At 36.7% G+C, this 14,871-nt stretch carries 13 protein-coding genes; 12 read left to right on the plus strand and 1 reads right to left on the minus strand.

Annotation, left to right across the window (positions count from 1 at the left end; all coding sequences use genetic code 11):
- The first annotated feature begins 6 nt into the window (after positions 1-6).
- From IV86_RS02420 to IV86_RS02440, 5 genes are read left to right on the plus strand one after another with little or no spacing between them, the layout of a single operon-like run.
- Positions 7-753 (plus strand): Stp1/IreP family PP2C-type Ser/Thr phosphatase, encoded by a 747-nt coding sequence (locus IV86_RS02420; RefSeq protein WP_002833560.1) that lies wholly within the window; start codon positions 7-9, stop codon positions 751-753.
- Positions 750-2,273 carry a Stk1 family PASTA domain-containing Ser/Thr kinase gene (gene pknB, locus IV86_RS02425; protein ID WP_002833561.1) on the plus strand — a complete coding sequence of 508 codons (1,524 nt, stop codon included), beginning with the start codon at positions 750-752 and terminating at the stop codon, positions 2,271-2,273. The genes IV86_RS02420 and pknB overlap by 4 nt, the downstream gene beginning before the upstream one ends.
- Positions 2,274-2,283: 10 nt before the next feature.
- The gene (rsgA, locus tag IV86_RS02430; RefSeq protein ID WP_056979331.1) at positions 2,284-3,213 is read left to right on the plus strand and encodes a ribosome small subunit-dependent GTPase A; all 930 of its coding nucleotides are present in this window, start codon (positions 2,284-2,286) and stop codon (positions 3,211-3,213) included.
- Entirely contained in the window at positions 3,210-3,857 is a 648-nt protein-coding gene (rpe, locus tag IV86_RS02435; protein WP_002833563.1) for a ribulose-phosphate 3-epimerase, read from the plus strand. The genes rsgA and rpe overlap by 4 nt, the downstream gene beginning before the upstream one ends.
- Positions 3,857-4,498: a thiamine diphosphokinase gene (locus IV86_RS02440; RefSeq protein ID WP_002833564.1), complete on the plus strand. Its 642-nt coding sequence runs from the start codon at positions 3,857-3,859 to the stop codon at positions 4,496-4,498. The genes rpe and IV86_RS02440 overlap by 1 nt, the downstream gene beginning before the upstream one ends.
- A gap of 43 nt (positions 4,499-4,541) precedes the next feature.
- Here IV86_RS02440 and rpmB read toward each other — a convergent pair whose 3' ends face one another.
- Positions 4,542-4,727: a 50S ribosomal protein L28 gene (gene rpmB / locus IV86_RS02445; protein ID WP_011673291.1), complete on the minus strand. Its 186-nt coding sequence runs from the start codon at positions 4,725-4,727 to the stop codon at positions 4,542-4,544.
- 299 nt (positions 4,728-5,026) lie between these two features.
- Between rpmB and IV86_RS02450 the strand changes: the two genes are divergently transcribed.
- The 7 genes from IV86_RS02450 to smc all read left to right on the plus strand — a co-directional run bounded on the left by IV86_RS02450 (position 5,027) and on the right by smc (position 14,859).
- On the plus strand, positions 5,027-5,389 hold the full coding sequence (locus IV86_RS02450; protein ID WP_002833566.1) for an Asp23/Gls24 family envelope stress response protein: 363 nt from the start codon (positions 5,027-5,029) through the stop codon (positions 5,387-5,389).
- 21 nt (positions 5,390-5,410) lie between these two features.
- On the plus strand, positions 5,411-7,105 hold the full coding sequence (locus IV86_RS02455) for a DAK2 domain-containing protein (RefSeq protein ID WP_056979332.1): 1,695 nt from the start codon (positions 5,411-5,413) through the stop codon (positions 7,103-7,105).
- 50 nt (positions 7,106-7,155) lie between these two features.
- Complete coding sequence (recG, locus tag IV86_RS02460) at positions 7,156-9,183, plus strand: ATP-dependent DNA helicase RecG (protein WP_056979333.1); 2,028 nt, start codon at positions 7,156-7,158, stop codon at positions 9,181-9,183.
- A 16-nt stretch (positions 9,184-9,199) separates the two neighbouring features.
- Entirely contained in the window at positions 9,200-10,243 is a 1,044-nt protein-coding gene (gene plsX / locus IV86_RS02465; protein ID WP_002833569.1) for a phosphate acyltransferase PlsX, read from the plus strand.
- 38 nt (positions 10,244-10,281) lie between these two features.
- Positions 10,282-10,524, plus strand: a complete 243-nt coding sequence (acpP, locus tag IV86_RS02470) for an acyl carrier protein (RefSeq protein ID WP_002833570.1) — start codon at positions 10,282-10,284, stop codon at positions 10,522-10,524.
- Positions 10,525-10,620: 96 nt separating this feature from the next.
- A complete protein-coding gene (gene rnc / locus IV86_RS02475) occupies positions 10,621-11,319 on the plus strand; it encodes a ribonuclease III (protein WP_002833571.1) in 699 nt (232 codons plus the stop codon).
- A gap of 9 nt (positions 11,320-11,328) precedes the next feature.
- Positions 11,329-14,859, plus strand: coding sequence for a chromosome segregation protein SMC (gene smc / locus IV86_RS02480; RefSeq protein WP_056979334.1), 3,531 nt, complete (start codon positions 11,329-11,331; stop codon positions 14,857-14,859).
- The last annotated feature ends 12 nt before the right edge of the window (positions 14,860-14,871 follow it).

The following is a 14,871-nucleotide window of genomic DNA, read 5'->3' on the forward strand; positions in this document are numbered from 1 at the left end:
GGTGTTATGAAATATGCGTACCTATCTGATAAAGGACAAGTTCGAGAGACTAACCAAGACTATGTAGGAATTTTCAAAAATGATTCTGAAGCTATTTTAACCATTGTAGCTGACGGTGTGGGTGGCAATCGGGGCGGCGATGTAGCTTCCGAGATGGCCGTTTCACACATTGGGTATCTATTTGAAACTTCTGACGTTAATAATGTTACTGATGCTAAAAATTGGTTAATTCGCCAACTTGCTCTTGAAAATCGTAAAATTTTGCAAGCATCTAAGCACTATAAAAAATTAAATGGCATGGGAACAACCATCGTTTTGGCACTCTTTTTAGGTAAGCAAGTGATTGTAGCTAATCTTGGCGACAGTCGTTGCTATTTATATAGTTCGAAAAATGGTTTGAAACAACTATCGACCGATCACTCCTTAGTGAATGAACTACTTCGTTTAGGAAAAATTACTCCTGAAGAAGCTCGTAACCATCCAGAAAAAAATGTAATTACTAAAACTTTAGGAATTTCAGAACAAGCCGAAGCTGAGATTAAAGTATTTGATATTACCAAAGAAGATGAATTGCTACTTTGCACGGACGGATTAACTAAATTTGTTTCTGATGATATGATCAAAAATGTGTTGATGAGTACGCTTAGCCTTGAAAAAAAAGCTAATCAGTTAGTAGATATGGCTAACACTGCAGGTGGAACAGATAATATTACAACTTTAATTGTTCAAGTAGAAGAGGGGGATATATTATGACCCCTAACCAAACTTTGAATGGTCGATATAAAATTATTCGACCACTTGGAGAAGGCGGAATGGCTAATGTTTATCTGGCACATGATTTAATTTTAGATCGAGATGTTGCGGTAAAACTGGTCCGTTTTGACATGCAAGATGATGTTTCAGCAATCAAACGATTCCAACGCGAAGCTTTATCGACTACAGAACTGGTTCATCCTAATATTGTCGGTGTTTATGATATTGGCGAAGAACATGGAATGAACTATTTGATTATGGAATATGTTGAAGGGCAAAATCTTAAGCAATATATCAGAGATCAGTTTCCTATACCACTTGGTCAAGTAGTTAGCTTAATGAGTCAAATTTTAAATGGTGTTCAGACGGCGCACTATCATGGGATTATTCATCGCGATTTAAAACCTCAAAATATCTTAATTGATAAACATGGAAAAGCTAAAATTACTGATTTTGGAATTGCGATTGCTAATCAACAAAGTAGTTTTACGCGAACTAATACGGTGATTGGGTCGGTACAATACCTATCGCCAGAGCAAGTACGAGGACACATTGCTACGCAACAATCGGATATTTATTCATTAGGAATTATTTTATTTGAAATGTTGACTGGAAAAGTTCCTTTTGAAGGTGAAAGTGCCGTATCAATTGCGGTAAAACATTATCAAGACCAGTTACCTTTGGTGAAGGATTTTAATACAAAAATTCCCCAGTCATTAGAAAATGTGGTTTTGAAAGCAACAGCAAAAAATCCAATTGATCGATATAAAAATGTTGCCGAGATGGCTGCTGATTTGAAGACGGTTTTACAGCCTGAACGGGCTAATGAAAGCAAGTTTGTGGAAGATTCTTTGGTAGAACATACGATTGTTTTAAATCAAGACGAATTAAAGCAGGGATTAGCAAAAGATGAGGTTGAAAAAACTCGACCAATTAAGTTAAAAATGAACAATAAAATCAATTTTGCTAAGAAAGAAAAAGCACCAGATGCTGAAGAAAGTCATATGCATCGCTTTAAACGTCGTCATCCATTACGGAGAAGAGCTTTATTTATGGCAATGGCCGCGGTAGCTTTTATTTTAGGAATTTTGATTGCTTTCAAGTTGAGTAGTCCGCAAATGGTACAGGTTCCCAATTTAGAAGATTTAACTCAAAAACAAGCTATGACTAAACTATCAAAAGTGAATTTAGGAGTCGGAAAAATAACTAAAGAAGCTGATGATAAAACGAGTTATAATAAAGTAGTTGAAACGCTTCCACAAAGTGGAAAATATGTTCAAGAAGGAATCAAAGTTAACATTGTTATCAGTAAGGGACCGAACAGTTTTGATGTCGATAATTATGTTGGAAGTGATTATAGTAGCACCAAAAAGCAATTGGAAGCTAAAGGATTTACCATTAAAAAAAGAAAAATAGTTACCAATCGTTTCGATAATAATCGCATCATCTCCCAAGATGTTGTATCTGGTCAAGTGGTTGTGCCACGAGTGACAACAATTACGTTTACGGTTGCTAATTAACGGAGGACGCATGCATACTGGACAAATTATACAATTATTAGCAGGATTTTATGATGTGTTAACAGAAGACCATAAAATCGTTAGGACTCGGGCACGAGGTAATTTTCGCAATCAAAAAACTAGCCCGTTAGTGGGTGACATGGTCGATTTTAAGGAAAGTGAAAATGATACTGGATACATTACCAAAATTCATATGCGTGAAAATGAGTTGGTGCGTCCGCCATTAGCTAATATCGATCAAGCTGTAATTGTCACTGCAGCAACTCAGCCCAGCTTTTCGGCAAATTTGCTCGATCGTCAATTAGTGGCATTGGCTGAAAAACATATTGAGGCTATTTTGTATTTTTCAAAAACGGATCTTTTAAGCCCAACGGAGTTTCAAGATTTACAAAAAATTGCCGGCTACTACCAAAAAATTGGCTATCAAGTGATTTTTCCAATTAGTAGTCAACCTGATGCTGATTTAATCGAATTGAAAGAGTCATTTAAAAATCAACTAACTATTTTTATGGGACAGACTGGTGCGGGAAAATCAACGCTCTTAAATCGAATTGATTCAAAGTTGAATATTGCCACTGGAGAAGTTTCACAGGCATTAAATCGTGGTAAACACACGACGCGTAAGGTTTCTTTGATTCCCATTGAAGATGGTTTAGTGGCTGATACACCAGGTTTTTCAACTTATGCAGTTTTTGAAATGGCTGATACACAATTAAAAGAATATTTTATTGATTTTAAGAAGCTCAGCCAAAATTGTCGTTTTCGAGAATGCTTACATCTAAACGAACCGGGATGTGCAGTCAAAGTGGCAGTTGAAGACGGTAGTGTGCTAAGCAGCCGTTATGCTAATTATGAACAGTTTATCGAACTGATTCGGAATCAAAAACCTGAATATAAGTGTAAAGGTTATCAAAAAAAGGACCGGAGGAAGAAGAAATGATTAAAGTAGCCCCATCAATTTTAAGTGCAGACCCAGCTAACTTAATGGGTGATATTAATAAAGTAGAAGGAGCGGACTATCTTCACGTTGATGTGATGGATGGTAGCTTCGTACCTAACTTAAGTTTTGGACTAAATACAGTTCAAGGATTGTCAAAAGATACAGATATCAAATTAGACGTACATTTGATGATTCAAAATCCAGAAAACTATGTTGAACAATTTGTTAAAGCCGGTGCAAGTATTGTTGGTGTTCATGTTGAAAGTACTCAGCATATTGCACGAGCAATCCAAATTATCAAAAATGCTGGAGCTCGCGCTGAAGTAGTAGTTAACCCTGGAACTCCATTAACAGAATTAGAAGAACTATTACCCGAAATTGACCAAGTTTTGATTATGTCGGTTAACCCAGGTTTTGGTGGACAAAAGTTTCTTGAAAGCTCAATCAGCAAGGTTAAGCGACTATCTGCATTACGCCAAGCACGTGGATTAGAATTTGATATTGAAATTGATGGTGGAATTTCAGACAAAAATATCAAAGCGGTCTATGATGCTGGCGTAGATGTAGCCGTTGCTGGTTCATACGTTTTCGGCGCTGAAGATTACACCAAACAAGTGCAACTATTAAAGGAACTTACAAAATAATGAAAATTTTTAACTTATTAGTTGGTGGAGCTCCAGAAAATTTACCTGATAATTTAAATGATTTTGAAGGAGATTGGATTGGAGTAGATCGTGGAGCTTTAAAACTGATTGAAATGGGTTTAATACCAGAAGTAGCAGTAGGAGATTTTGATTCGGTTAATGGCCAAGAGTTTAAAGAAATTGAAGCTAATGCAAAGCAAGTAATTAAACTAGATCCAGTTAAAGATGATACAGATACTGAATCAGGATTAAAATATGCTTTAGATCATGATCCTCGCGCTCATATTCGCGTTTTAGGGATTAGTGGAGGAAGATTAGACCATTTACTTGCCAATGTATTAATGGTCCTCCAAGACCGTTTTAGAATGTTTGCAGAGCAAATTGAATTAATTGATCGACAAAATAATATTAGATTTTTTAATTCTGGCAAACATACGGTCGACAAGTTGGAAGGTTTTAAATATTTATCTTTTATCCCATTAACGCAAATCGATGTTTTAACGTTAGATGATGAAAAATATGAATTACATAATGCAATGGTTTCAAATGCTCGTGCTTATGTTAGCAATGAATTTATCGATTCTAAGGCGACTGTTTACTTGAGTAACGGATTGGTAGCAGTAATTCAAAGTAAAGATTAAGACAAAATAAAAAAGATTGGTTATCAACTAACCAATCTTTTTTTTATACGCGTGTAACTTTACCTGATTTTAAAGCTCGAGCAGATACCCAAACACGTTTGGGCTTGCCGTCAACTAAGATACGAACTTTTTGTAAATTTGGCTTCCAGCTTCGGCGACTGTGGTTCAAAGCGTGTGAACGAGTATTTCCGAAGCGAGTGTGCTTACCTGTGACAAAATCTTTTGCCATGTCGAAACCCTCCTTTGTCACTTCTATATTTTTATAGAAATCTTTTTCAATCACCATAACAATTTATCATATTGCCCGCTATATTGCAATAGGAAACTTTCAAGTAATTATCCTTGACACTCAAATAATCCGTTACGTTTTTAAAAAGGTTGTCACTTAAAAAAATTTATTAGAATAAATGAATATCCTCGGTATAATAATAATCAGTATCCAATTCAGATGTTTGCTCTTGTATTTAATGCATGTATGGGATATGGTAAAATATCGTTGGTATATATGAATACTAAGGAGGCAGGGGTATGGCTGTCAAGATAAAAACAAAAAATGGAACAATTGACGTTTCAAACGATGTAATTGCTACTGTTGTTGGCGGAGCCGCAACTGATAATTATGGGGTTGTCGGAATGGCTAGTAAAAACCAGATTCGTGACAACATAAATGAAATTCTAAAAAGAGAAAATTACGCTCGTGGAGTAGTAATTAAACAAGAAGCAAATGGGATCGCCATCGATGTTTACATTATCGTTGGATATGGTACTAAAATTTCTGAAATATCAAAAAATGTACAATCAAAAGTTAAGTACAGCCTAGAATCAATGCTTGGCATTTCTGCTAATTCGGTCAATGTTTTTGTTCAAGGTGTGAAGTTGCTCAACGATTAGGTTCGTTGAACTAGGAGGATAATGAATTTGGAAGCAATAGGAACATTGATTACTAATGAAGTTTTTGATCAGATGGTGCAAGCCAGTTCTGATCGTTTAAAAATGAATGCGGATTTTATTAATTCTTTGAACGTTTTTCCGGTACCAGATGGAGATACTGGAACAAATATGAGCCTTTCACTTGAAAGTGGCGCAAAGTATGAAAATGACGATGCTAGTTTGGAAGTAGGGCATTTAGCGGCTTCTTTAGCTAAAGGGCTCTTAATGGGAGCACGTGGTAACTCTGGGGTAATTTTATCTCAAATTTTCCGCGGATTTGCTAAGAGCGTTGAAGGTAAAGCAACCCTCAATGCTGAAGATTTAGCCGAAGCTGTCGCAGAAGGCGCAAAAACGGCTTATAAGGCGGTAATGAAGCCTACAGAAGGAACTATTCTAACAGTGGTTCGTGAAGCTGCTAAGGCAGGTAATGAGGCAATTAAAACGACTGATAGTTTAGCCGAAGTTATGGAAGCTATTGATAGTGCTGCACAAACAGCCCTTAAAAAGACGACCGATCTTCTTCCAGTTTTAAAAGAAGTAGGCGTAGTAGATTCCGGTGGTCAAGGTTTAGTATTTGTTTTTGATGCGTTTAATGACGTTTTGAATGGTAATGATATTACTGAATACAAGCATGAACCGGATGCTACTGAAGTAAATGAAATGGTAGATGCTAAACATCATCAAAGTGTACAGGGAAAAATTAATCCAGAAGATATTGAATTTGGATATTGTACTCAAATGATGGTTCGAATCGGAAAAGGACTGCAAGTTACTAAGGAGTTCGATTACGATACTTTCTACGATTATCTAGCTAAGATGGGTGACTCATTACTAGTTATCAATGATGATGAAGTGGTTAAGGTGCATGTTCATACCGAACACCCTGGCGAAGTTTTAGCTTGGGGCCAACAATTTGGTGATATCACCAAAATTAAAGTTGATAACATGCGTTGGCAACAAGAAGAAATCATAGAACAAGATGAAACACCAACAGCATCATCAACCTCAAAAGAAGCGGCTCCTGAAACAGCTGTAATTGCGATTTCATCAGGTGCAGGTATTTCTAAATTATTTACTAGTTTAGGGGTAACGCATATCATTAGTGGCAGACAAACGATGAATCCAAGTACCGCTGATATCGTAGCTATGATTAATGATTCAGGCGCTAAAAAAGCGATTGTGTTACCTAATAACAAAAATATTTTTCTAGCTGCTGAGCAGGCCGTTGAGGTAGCTGATATTCCAACTAAGATTATCCATAGTCGGACAATCTCTCAAGGAATGGCAGCAATGCTTGAATTTAATCCAGATGTTGATTTGGAAGAAAATGCAGAAGCGATGGAATCTAACTTGGACACTGTCAAAAGTGGACAAGTAACAATTGCGGTTCGTGATACTAAATTGGACGGACGCGAAATTCATCAAGATGATTATATGGGATTGATTGATGGTAAAATCGTTAATACCAATCCTAAATTGATGGATGCAACGGTCGAAATGGTTAAATTAATGTTAGAAGAAGATAGCGAAATCGTTACGATTATTTACGGTCAAGATGCTACTTCAGAGATGGCAGAACAATTGCAAAACGCAATTTTAGATATTGATGATGACCTTGAAGTTGAAATTCATGAAGGTGACCAGCCAGTTTACCCATTTTTAGTTTCAGTTGAATAATACTTATAGGTCGGTTATTAGCCGACCTATTTTTGATTTACGGAGGGAAAATGAAAAGCTTAACAGACTCAGTTCAAGTGCTTCCTGGAGTTGGACCTAAAAGAGTACAAGCGTTAGCCGAACTTGGTATTTCGACCATAGAAGACTTGATTACTTATTATCCATTTCGATATGAAGATTTAGCCGCTAAGGAACCTCAAAATGTCGTTGATCAACAAAAAGTGACATTTCAAGGGGTGGTTGCAACCCAGCCTACAGTAGCTCGTTTTGGGCGTCAAAAAGTCCGAGTTAATTTTCGTCTTCTAATCGGTAATGAGTCCGTTATGGTAACTTTTTTTAACCAGCCGTGGATTAAAAATCAAATTAATGCTGATGAAGAAATTGCGGTATATGGGAAATGGGATGCTAATCGACGGAGTTTAACTGGAATTAAAATTATTGATGAAGAAGCAAATCTTCAACCCGTTTATCCTGCTAACAAGCATATTCGACAAGCCACTATTCAACAATTAGTTACAGATGCAATTAACCAATACGAGGAACAAATTCAGGATGTTATTCCAGAAGAATTGATTACTAAATATCGGTTACTGCATCGATTAGCAATGGTCCAAGCGCTTCATTTCCCAGCGGATGATCAAAAAACACGGGATGCCCGTCGAACTGCGATGTTTGAAGAGTTTTTAACGTTTCAAATGGGATTACAGTTGGTTAAATCACGTGAACGAATTGAAAATGGAACGGCGATTAAATATCAAATTCAATTAGTGCGTGCATTTATTCAAAAGTTACCTTTCGAATTAACCGATGCACAAAAAAGAGTGACGAACGAAATTTTGGCCAATCTTAAGTCCCCCGCCCACATGAACCGCCTTTTACAAGGAGATGTGGGTAGTGGTAAAACCGTAGTGGCTGCCATAGCAATGTATGCAACCTTGACGGCCGGGATGCAAGCCACATTGATGGCTCCCACTGAAATTTTAGCTGAACAGCATGCTAATAATTTAAGTCGATTCTTTGAAAAATTAGATGTTAAGATTGCATTATTAGTCGGTGGTATTCGTAAAAAAATCAGAGATGAAATGCTAGCAGAAATCAAAAATGGTGAAATTGATATTGTAGTTGGTACCCATGCCATCATCCAAGAAGATGTCCAATTTAAAAATTTAGGGCTTGGTATTATAGATGAGCAACATCGTTTTGGGGTACACCAGAGACAACTACTACGTGAGAAGGGGGCAGCTCCTGATATATTAGCCATGACAGCTACTCCAATCCCACGAACTTTAGCTATTACTACGTATGGAGATATGGACGTGTCAATTATTGACCAAGCTCCCGCGGGTAGGAAGCCCATTATTACTAAATGGGTTAAGCGAGGGGAATGGGAAAAAGTTTTAGCCTTTATGACTAAGGAATTTGCTAATGGTCGCCAAGCCTTTATTGTGACCCCACTAATTGAAGAATCTGAAGCCATGGATTTACAAAATGCGATGGAACTTTATCAAGAATTATGTGAATTTTTTGGAGAAAAATATCCGATTGCAATTTTGCATGGTAAAATGGATGGTGCCCAAAAAGATCAGATTATGGCAGATTTCAAAGAAGGCAAATATATGGGATTAGTTTCTACCACCGTGATTGAAGTCGGGGTAGATGTTCCTAATGCTACTTTGATGGTAATTCAAGATGCGGATCGATTTGGGTTAGCTCAATTACATCAGCTACGAGGGCGCGTCGGTCGTGGTCAATATCAGGCTTATTGTATTTTAGTTGCGGATCCCAAAAATGAAGTTGGAAAGCAACGTATGCAAATTACGGTAGACACCAATGATGGTTTTGAAATTTCAGAAGCGGATTTGAAAATGCGTGGTCAAGGTGATTTGTTTGGAAAACAGCAATCGGGGGTCCCTGAATTTAAAGTGGGTGATCCGGTTGTTGATTTAGGTGCTTTGCAAACTGCCCAAATTGATGCGGCTAAAATTGTAAGCCAGCCAGCGTGGGACCAAGATCCCCGTTACCAAAATTTACGACTTTACTTAGAAAATAAAATACAAATAAATAAAAGTTTAGATTAATTAAAGGAGAAGAGTTATGAAGATTGCAGTGGATGCGATGGGTGGAGATAATGCTCCAGAGGAAATTGTTAAAGGGGTAAGCGAAGCCAGAAAAGCTCTACCAGACGTTGAGTTTATCTTATATGGAAAAAAGGATGAAATTGCTAAATACATGGACGACTTTAGAAATGTTAAAGTGGTCCATACAGATGAAGTAATTACAATGGAAGATGAACCCGTTAAAGCTGTGCGTCGTAAGAAAAATTCATCAATGGTTTTAGCTGCCCAAGCTGTAAAAAATGGCGATGCAGATGCAATTTTTTCGGCTGGTAACACAGGTGCCCTTTTAGCCGCTGGTTTGTTTATTATCGGACGTATTAAAGGTCTTGATCGCCCAGGAATGACCACTACTTTGCCAAGTCTTAAAGGTGAAAATGATAATTTCACTATGCTAGATGTTGGAGCTAACGCTGAAAGTAAAGCTAAAAACTTGCATGATTTTGCCATTTTAGGTAACTTTTATGGTACTAACGTCATGCATGTTACTAATCCACGAATTGCACTTTTAAATAATGGAACTGAGTACGATAAGGGAGATAAGATTCATAAAGAGGCCTACCAACTACTTAAGAATGATAGTTCACTCAATTTTGTTGGTAATATTGAATCTCGCGAATTATTAAATGGAACTGCAGATGTAGTTGTTACTGATGGTTTTACGGGAAATGCTGTTTTGAAAAACATTGAAGGGACAGCCTTATCGATGTTGAAACTAGTCAAAGAAACAATTATGAACAACGGTGTTAAAGGTAAGATGGGTGGTCTACTCCTTAAATCTGCTTTTAGCCAAATTAAAGACCAGATGGATTATTCTAAACAAGGTGGAGCCGTATTATTAGGTGTCAAAGCTCCCGTAGTTAAGGCTCACGGTTCAAGTAATGCTAACCAAGTTAAAAATGCTTTGGTACAAGTACATGAAATTGTAGATTCAAAGCTCGTTAAGAATTTAGCGGATTATTTTGAGATGCATCTTGAAAGCATCAAACAAGATGATGTAGACAAAGAAAACGAAAACAATTAAAATACTAAAGAGATTCAATAAGTAGAGGAGTCTGAAAATTGTCAAAAGAAGAAATTTTTAATAAAATTGCTGAAATTTTAGCAGATCGGTTTGAATTAAAAACCGAACAAATTACCAATACACTAAACTTTAAAGAAGATTTAAATGCTGACTCAATTGATATTGTTGAGTTCGTGTTAGAGTTAGAAGATACTTTTGGAGCTGAAATTACTGATGAAGCTGCTGAGAACCTAGTTACTGTTGGGGATGCAGTTGATTATATTAGTGAACATCAGGCTTAATTTCATATACTAAGAGAACTCGGTGATTAATCTAATTGGTCACCGAGTTATTCTTATGTGCTAAATAAATTAATAGATTTGGAAAGGAAGATATTCATGATAAAAGCCTTAGAAGATGACTTAAGTCAGACGTTTGATATTCATTTTAATAACCATGCGTTGTTAGATGAAGCTTTTACGCAAGCTTCTTATGTTAATGAACATCCACATCAAGAATTAAAATTTTACGAAAGAATCGAATTTTTAGGAGACGCTGTTTTACAACTAATTGTCTCTGAATATTTGTTTAAGCGTTATCCTGAAATGCCACAAGGAAAACTAACCCGTTTACGAGCTGCAATGGTTTGTGAAGCTAGTTTTAGTGATTTTGCCAAAGAATGTCATTTTGACCAATATATTCGTTTAGGTAAAGGAGAAGAAAAATCCGGCGCTCGCCAGCGCTCATCACTTCTTTGTGATATTTTTGAATCGTTTATTGGTGCTCTTTACCTCGATCAAGGTAGGGCAGCTGTCGAGCGTTTTGTACGAATCGTCATTTTCCCTAAATTAGACGAAGGCAAATTTGATCACATTATCGACCATAAATCAGAACTTCAAGAATTACTTCAAAAAAATGGAGACGTTGAAATTGATTATGAATTAGTTTCTGAAGAAGGACCTGAAAATGATTTAATCTTTACGGTTAGTGTTACGGCTGATCATAAAAAACTAGCAACTGGAACCGGACATTCCAAAAAGGTTGCTGAACAAAATGCGGCTAATCAGGCGCTACAACTTTTACGTAGGCCTAAATAGGTATTTTAAATGAAACTACGCACGATTGAAATCAGTGGGTTTAAATCATTTGCTGATAATACCAAGATTGAATTTAAAGATGGTATTACTGGAATTGTTGGTCCAAACGGTTCGGGGAAAAGTAATATTATCGAAGCTATTCGATGGGTGATGGGGGAAACCTCTGCTAAAAGTTTACGTGGTGGCAAGATGCCTGACGTCATTTTTTCAGGTACCGAAAAACGCAAACCCCTTTCAAGAGCATCCGTAACAATTATATTTGACAATTCGGATCACTTTCTAGATTCTAAATTTGATGAAGTAATGATTAGCCGTCGACTTTTTCGAAATGGAGAAAGTCAATATGAATTGAATCGCCAAGAATGCCGGTTAAAAGATATTTTGAATTTATTTATTGATACAGGGTTAGGTCGTGAATCTTTCTCCGTTATTTCTCAAGGGCGTGTTGAATCAATCTTCAATAGTAAGCCCGAAGATCGTCGAGCAATTATTGAAGAGGCGGCGGGAGTTTTAGAGTATAAACAGGATAAAAAACGTGCTGAAAATGAACTAGAAAAAACTAGTGGTTATCTAGAACGGGTTAATGATTTAATTGTCGAGCTGGAAAAACAAGTTCAACCTTTAGAGGAACAGGCAGCCGTCGCTAAAGATTATGTACAACAAAAGCGTCGCTTTGACATTTTAGATCAGACAAAATTGGTTCGAACCATTAACAGTAATTCTGAAGCTCAAAAGCAATTAGCTGTCCAGCGTCAAGAACAAAAAGAACAGCTCGCCCAATTACGGATAAAATCGGAAGCTTTAGCTGACCAACGAGAAAAAATTAAAAAAGTAATAAGTGAACAAAATCATCAAAAAGATCAGTTGCAAATTAAATTGGTCAAATTAAATCGACTAGAGCAACAATTAGAAGGCGAACATGATTTACGGGTGGAACGGCAAAAATATGTAGATCAAGAAAAAGAACGTTTAGTAAGCGAGCAACAAGTATTAAAAAAACAACTTGTCGAAAAGCAAGCCGCTTTAGAAGCCGCCCAAGGCCAACTAGCAGCTGTGCAACAGAAGTTAACTAACACTAAGCAATCTTTGAAAGTGTTAGAAAGTGACCACCTTGAACAACAAAAAGAAGCTTTAAAACGTGAAATTGAAGATTTGCGGGCAGAATATGTTGATCAATTGCAGGCATTGACTTCATTAAAAAACCAATATAATTTTAATCAACAAGATCGTGAACGTGATCAACAACAAAGACAAAAAATCCAACTTACGATGGATACGTTGAATGAACAAATTAAGCAACGAAAAACCAAATGTGAAAATTTGGAGCATCAATTACTTACTTTAAAAGATGCAAATAATGTTCAACAAGAGCGAATTACTAAACTGACTAAACAACGGGATCGACTTCAAGCCCAATATGAAAAGGAACGGCAGCAGTGGTTAGATGGTTCCAACGTTGCCCATCGGGCGGAAAGTAAATTAGAAGCTCTTTTAAATTTGAAAAACGAATATACTGGATTTTATCAAGGCGTTCGAGCAGTTCTTCAGCAAAAAGCACAATTTAGAGGAATCGTAGGCCCTGTTTCAGAAGTAATGAACGTTCCAGCTGAATATACGGTAGCTATCGAAACGGCGCTTGGTAACCAAGTTCAAAATGTGGTAGTAGACACGGATCAAACAGCTAAATCGATTATTGAATATTTGAAAAAAAATCGTTTAGGCCGAGTAACCTTCTTACCTAAGAATGCTCTTAGTCAGCGTTCCATTAGAGAAGACACTTTACAAAAGGTGAAAGAAATGCCAGGTTTTGTTGGTGTTGCAGCTGATTTAGTCAAAGTGAAAGATGATAATCAAGTTATTAGCCAATATTTATTAGGAACAACTCTAATTGTGGATACGTTGCAAAACGCTTTAATAATTTCTAAGCAGATTAGCCGCCATAATCGAATTATTACGCTGGCTGGTGATGTAATTGGAATTGGAGGAACGATGACTGGTGGAGCTACTAAAGGCAACCGAACGGGGGTGCTCCAGCAAGACCAAGAACTTAAAAAGTTACAAGTACAAGTAACTGCGATGAAAACCAAGCTAGCTTCTAAAGAAACAGAAGTTCAAAAAATTCTAGAACAAGGACAAGCAATTCAAGCTGAGTTAAAGCAAGCACTTGAAGAACAACATCAAGCTGAACAAAAGAGCTCAGAATTAAGTAATCAAGTTAGCTTAGAAAATGATCGACTAACGGAATTACAACGGCGACTTAAGGCAACACGTTTTGAGCTATCACAGATTGACGATAATGAAAATCAACAAAATGATTTGCCTGCTCAAATTGCGAACATACAACAACAAGTACAACAAATTAAAGAAACTACAACGGCTAAACAAGATGAACTTACCCTTTTAGATAACGATGTTGATGAACGTCAAAATCGGATTTCAGAACTTCGAATTGAATTGGCTAGACTTAAGGAACAAACTTCCCAACATCAACACGAAGTGAATACATTACAGACTACAATTAACGATGTGTTAGAACGAAATGATGAAATTAAAATTAAAATTCAGCAATTGGACGAGGAACTAATTCCAGAAAGTGATCTAAGACACTTAGATATTGATGATATTAGGAATCAATTAGCTGAACAGAACCAATTATCGGCGCAACTGCAAAATGATTTTGAACAAAATCAAGTTCAGCAAGATCGCGTTATTGCCGATTATGAGATTACTCAGCGACAATTACATCAAGCTGAATCGCAATTAAAGGAAATCGAAGGTTCACTCACATTAGTTCAAAGTAGAATTGAAATGGCCGTTGATAAGTTAACTCAAGAATATGAACAAACTTTTGAAAGTGTTCAAAATGTGATTATTCGAAATATTGAGGATGAATCTTTAGAACGAGAGTTGAAGCTACTTCGTAAAGGTTTAAACGAATTGGGTACGGTCAATCTCGGGGCAATTGAAGAATATGATCGGGTTTCAACCCGTTATAATTTCTTGAGAGATCAAAAGAATGACCTGGCAGATTCTAAAGCTCAACTTGAACAGTCTATTGCTGAAATTGATCAAGAGGCTGGACAAAGATTTAAACAAACTTTTGATCAAGTTGCAGAAGAATTTAGCTCAGTTTTTGTTAAAATGTTTGGAGGAGGTAAAGCCGAATTAGAGTTGACTGATCCGGATAACCTCTTGACAACTGGTATTGAAATTAAGGCTCAGCCACCGGGGAAGAAATTACAACGACTTAGTTTACTTTCAGGTGGGGAGAAATCGTTGACAGCAATTACGTTGTTGTTTGCAATTTTACAAGTTAAACCTGTTCCGTTTTGTATTTTAGATGAAGTTGAAGCAGCGTTTGATGATGCGAATGTAGAACGTTTTGCTAAGTATCTTAAGAATTTTCAAGATACAACCCAATTTATTGTAATTACACATCGTAAAGGTACGATGATGGAAGCCGACGTTTTGTATGGTGTTACAATGCAGGAATCAGGAGTTTCAAAAATGGTATCTGTTTCAATGAATGAGGCGGAATAAAGAAAGCAGGTG

Origin of the sequence: Pediococcus pentosaceus (genome assembly GCF_001437285.1) — a bacterium.
Classification (GTDB): domain Bacteria; phylum Bacillota; class Bacilli; order Lactobacillales; family Lactobacillaceae; genus Pediococcus; species Pediococcus pentosaceus.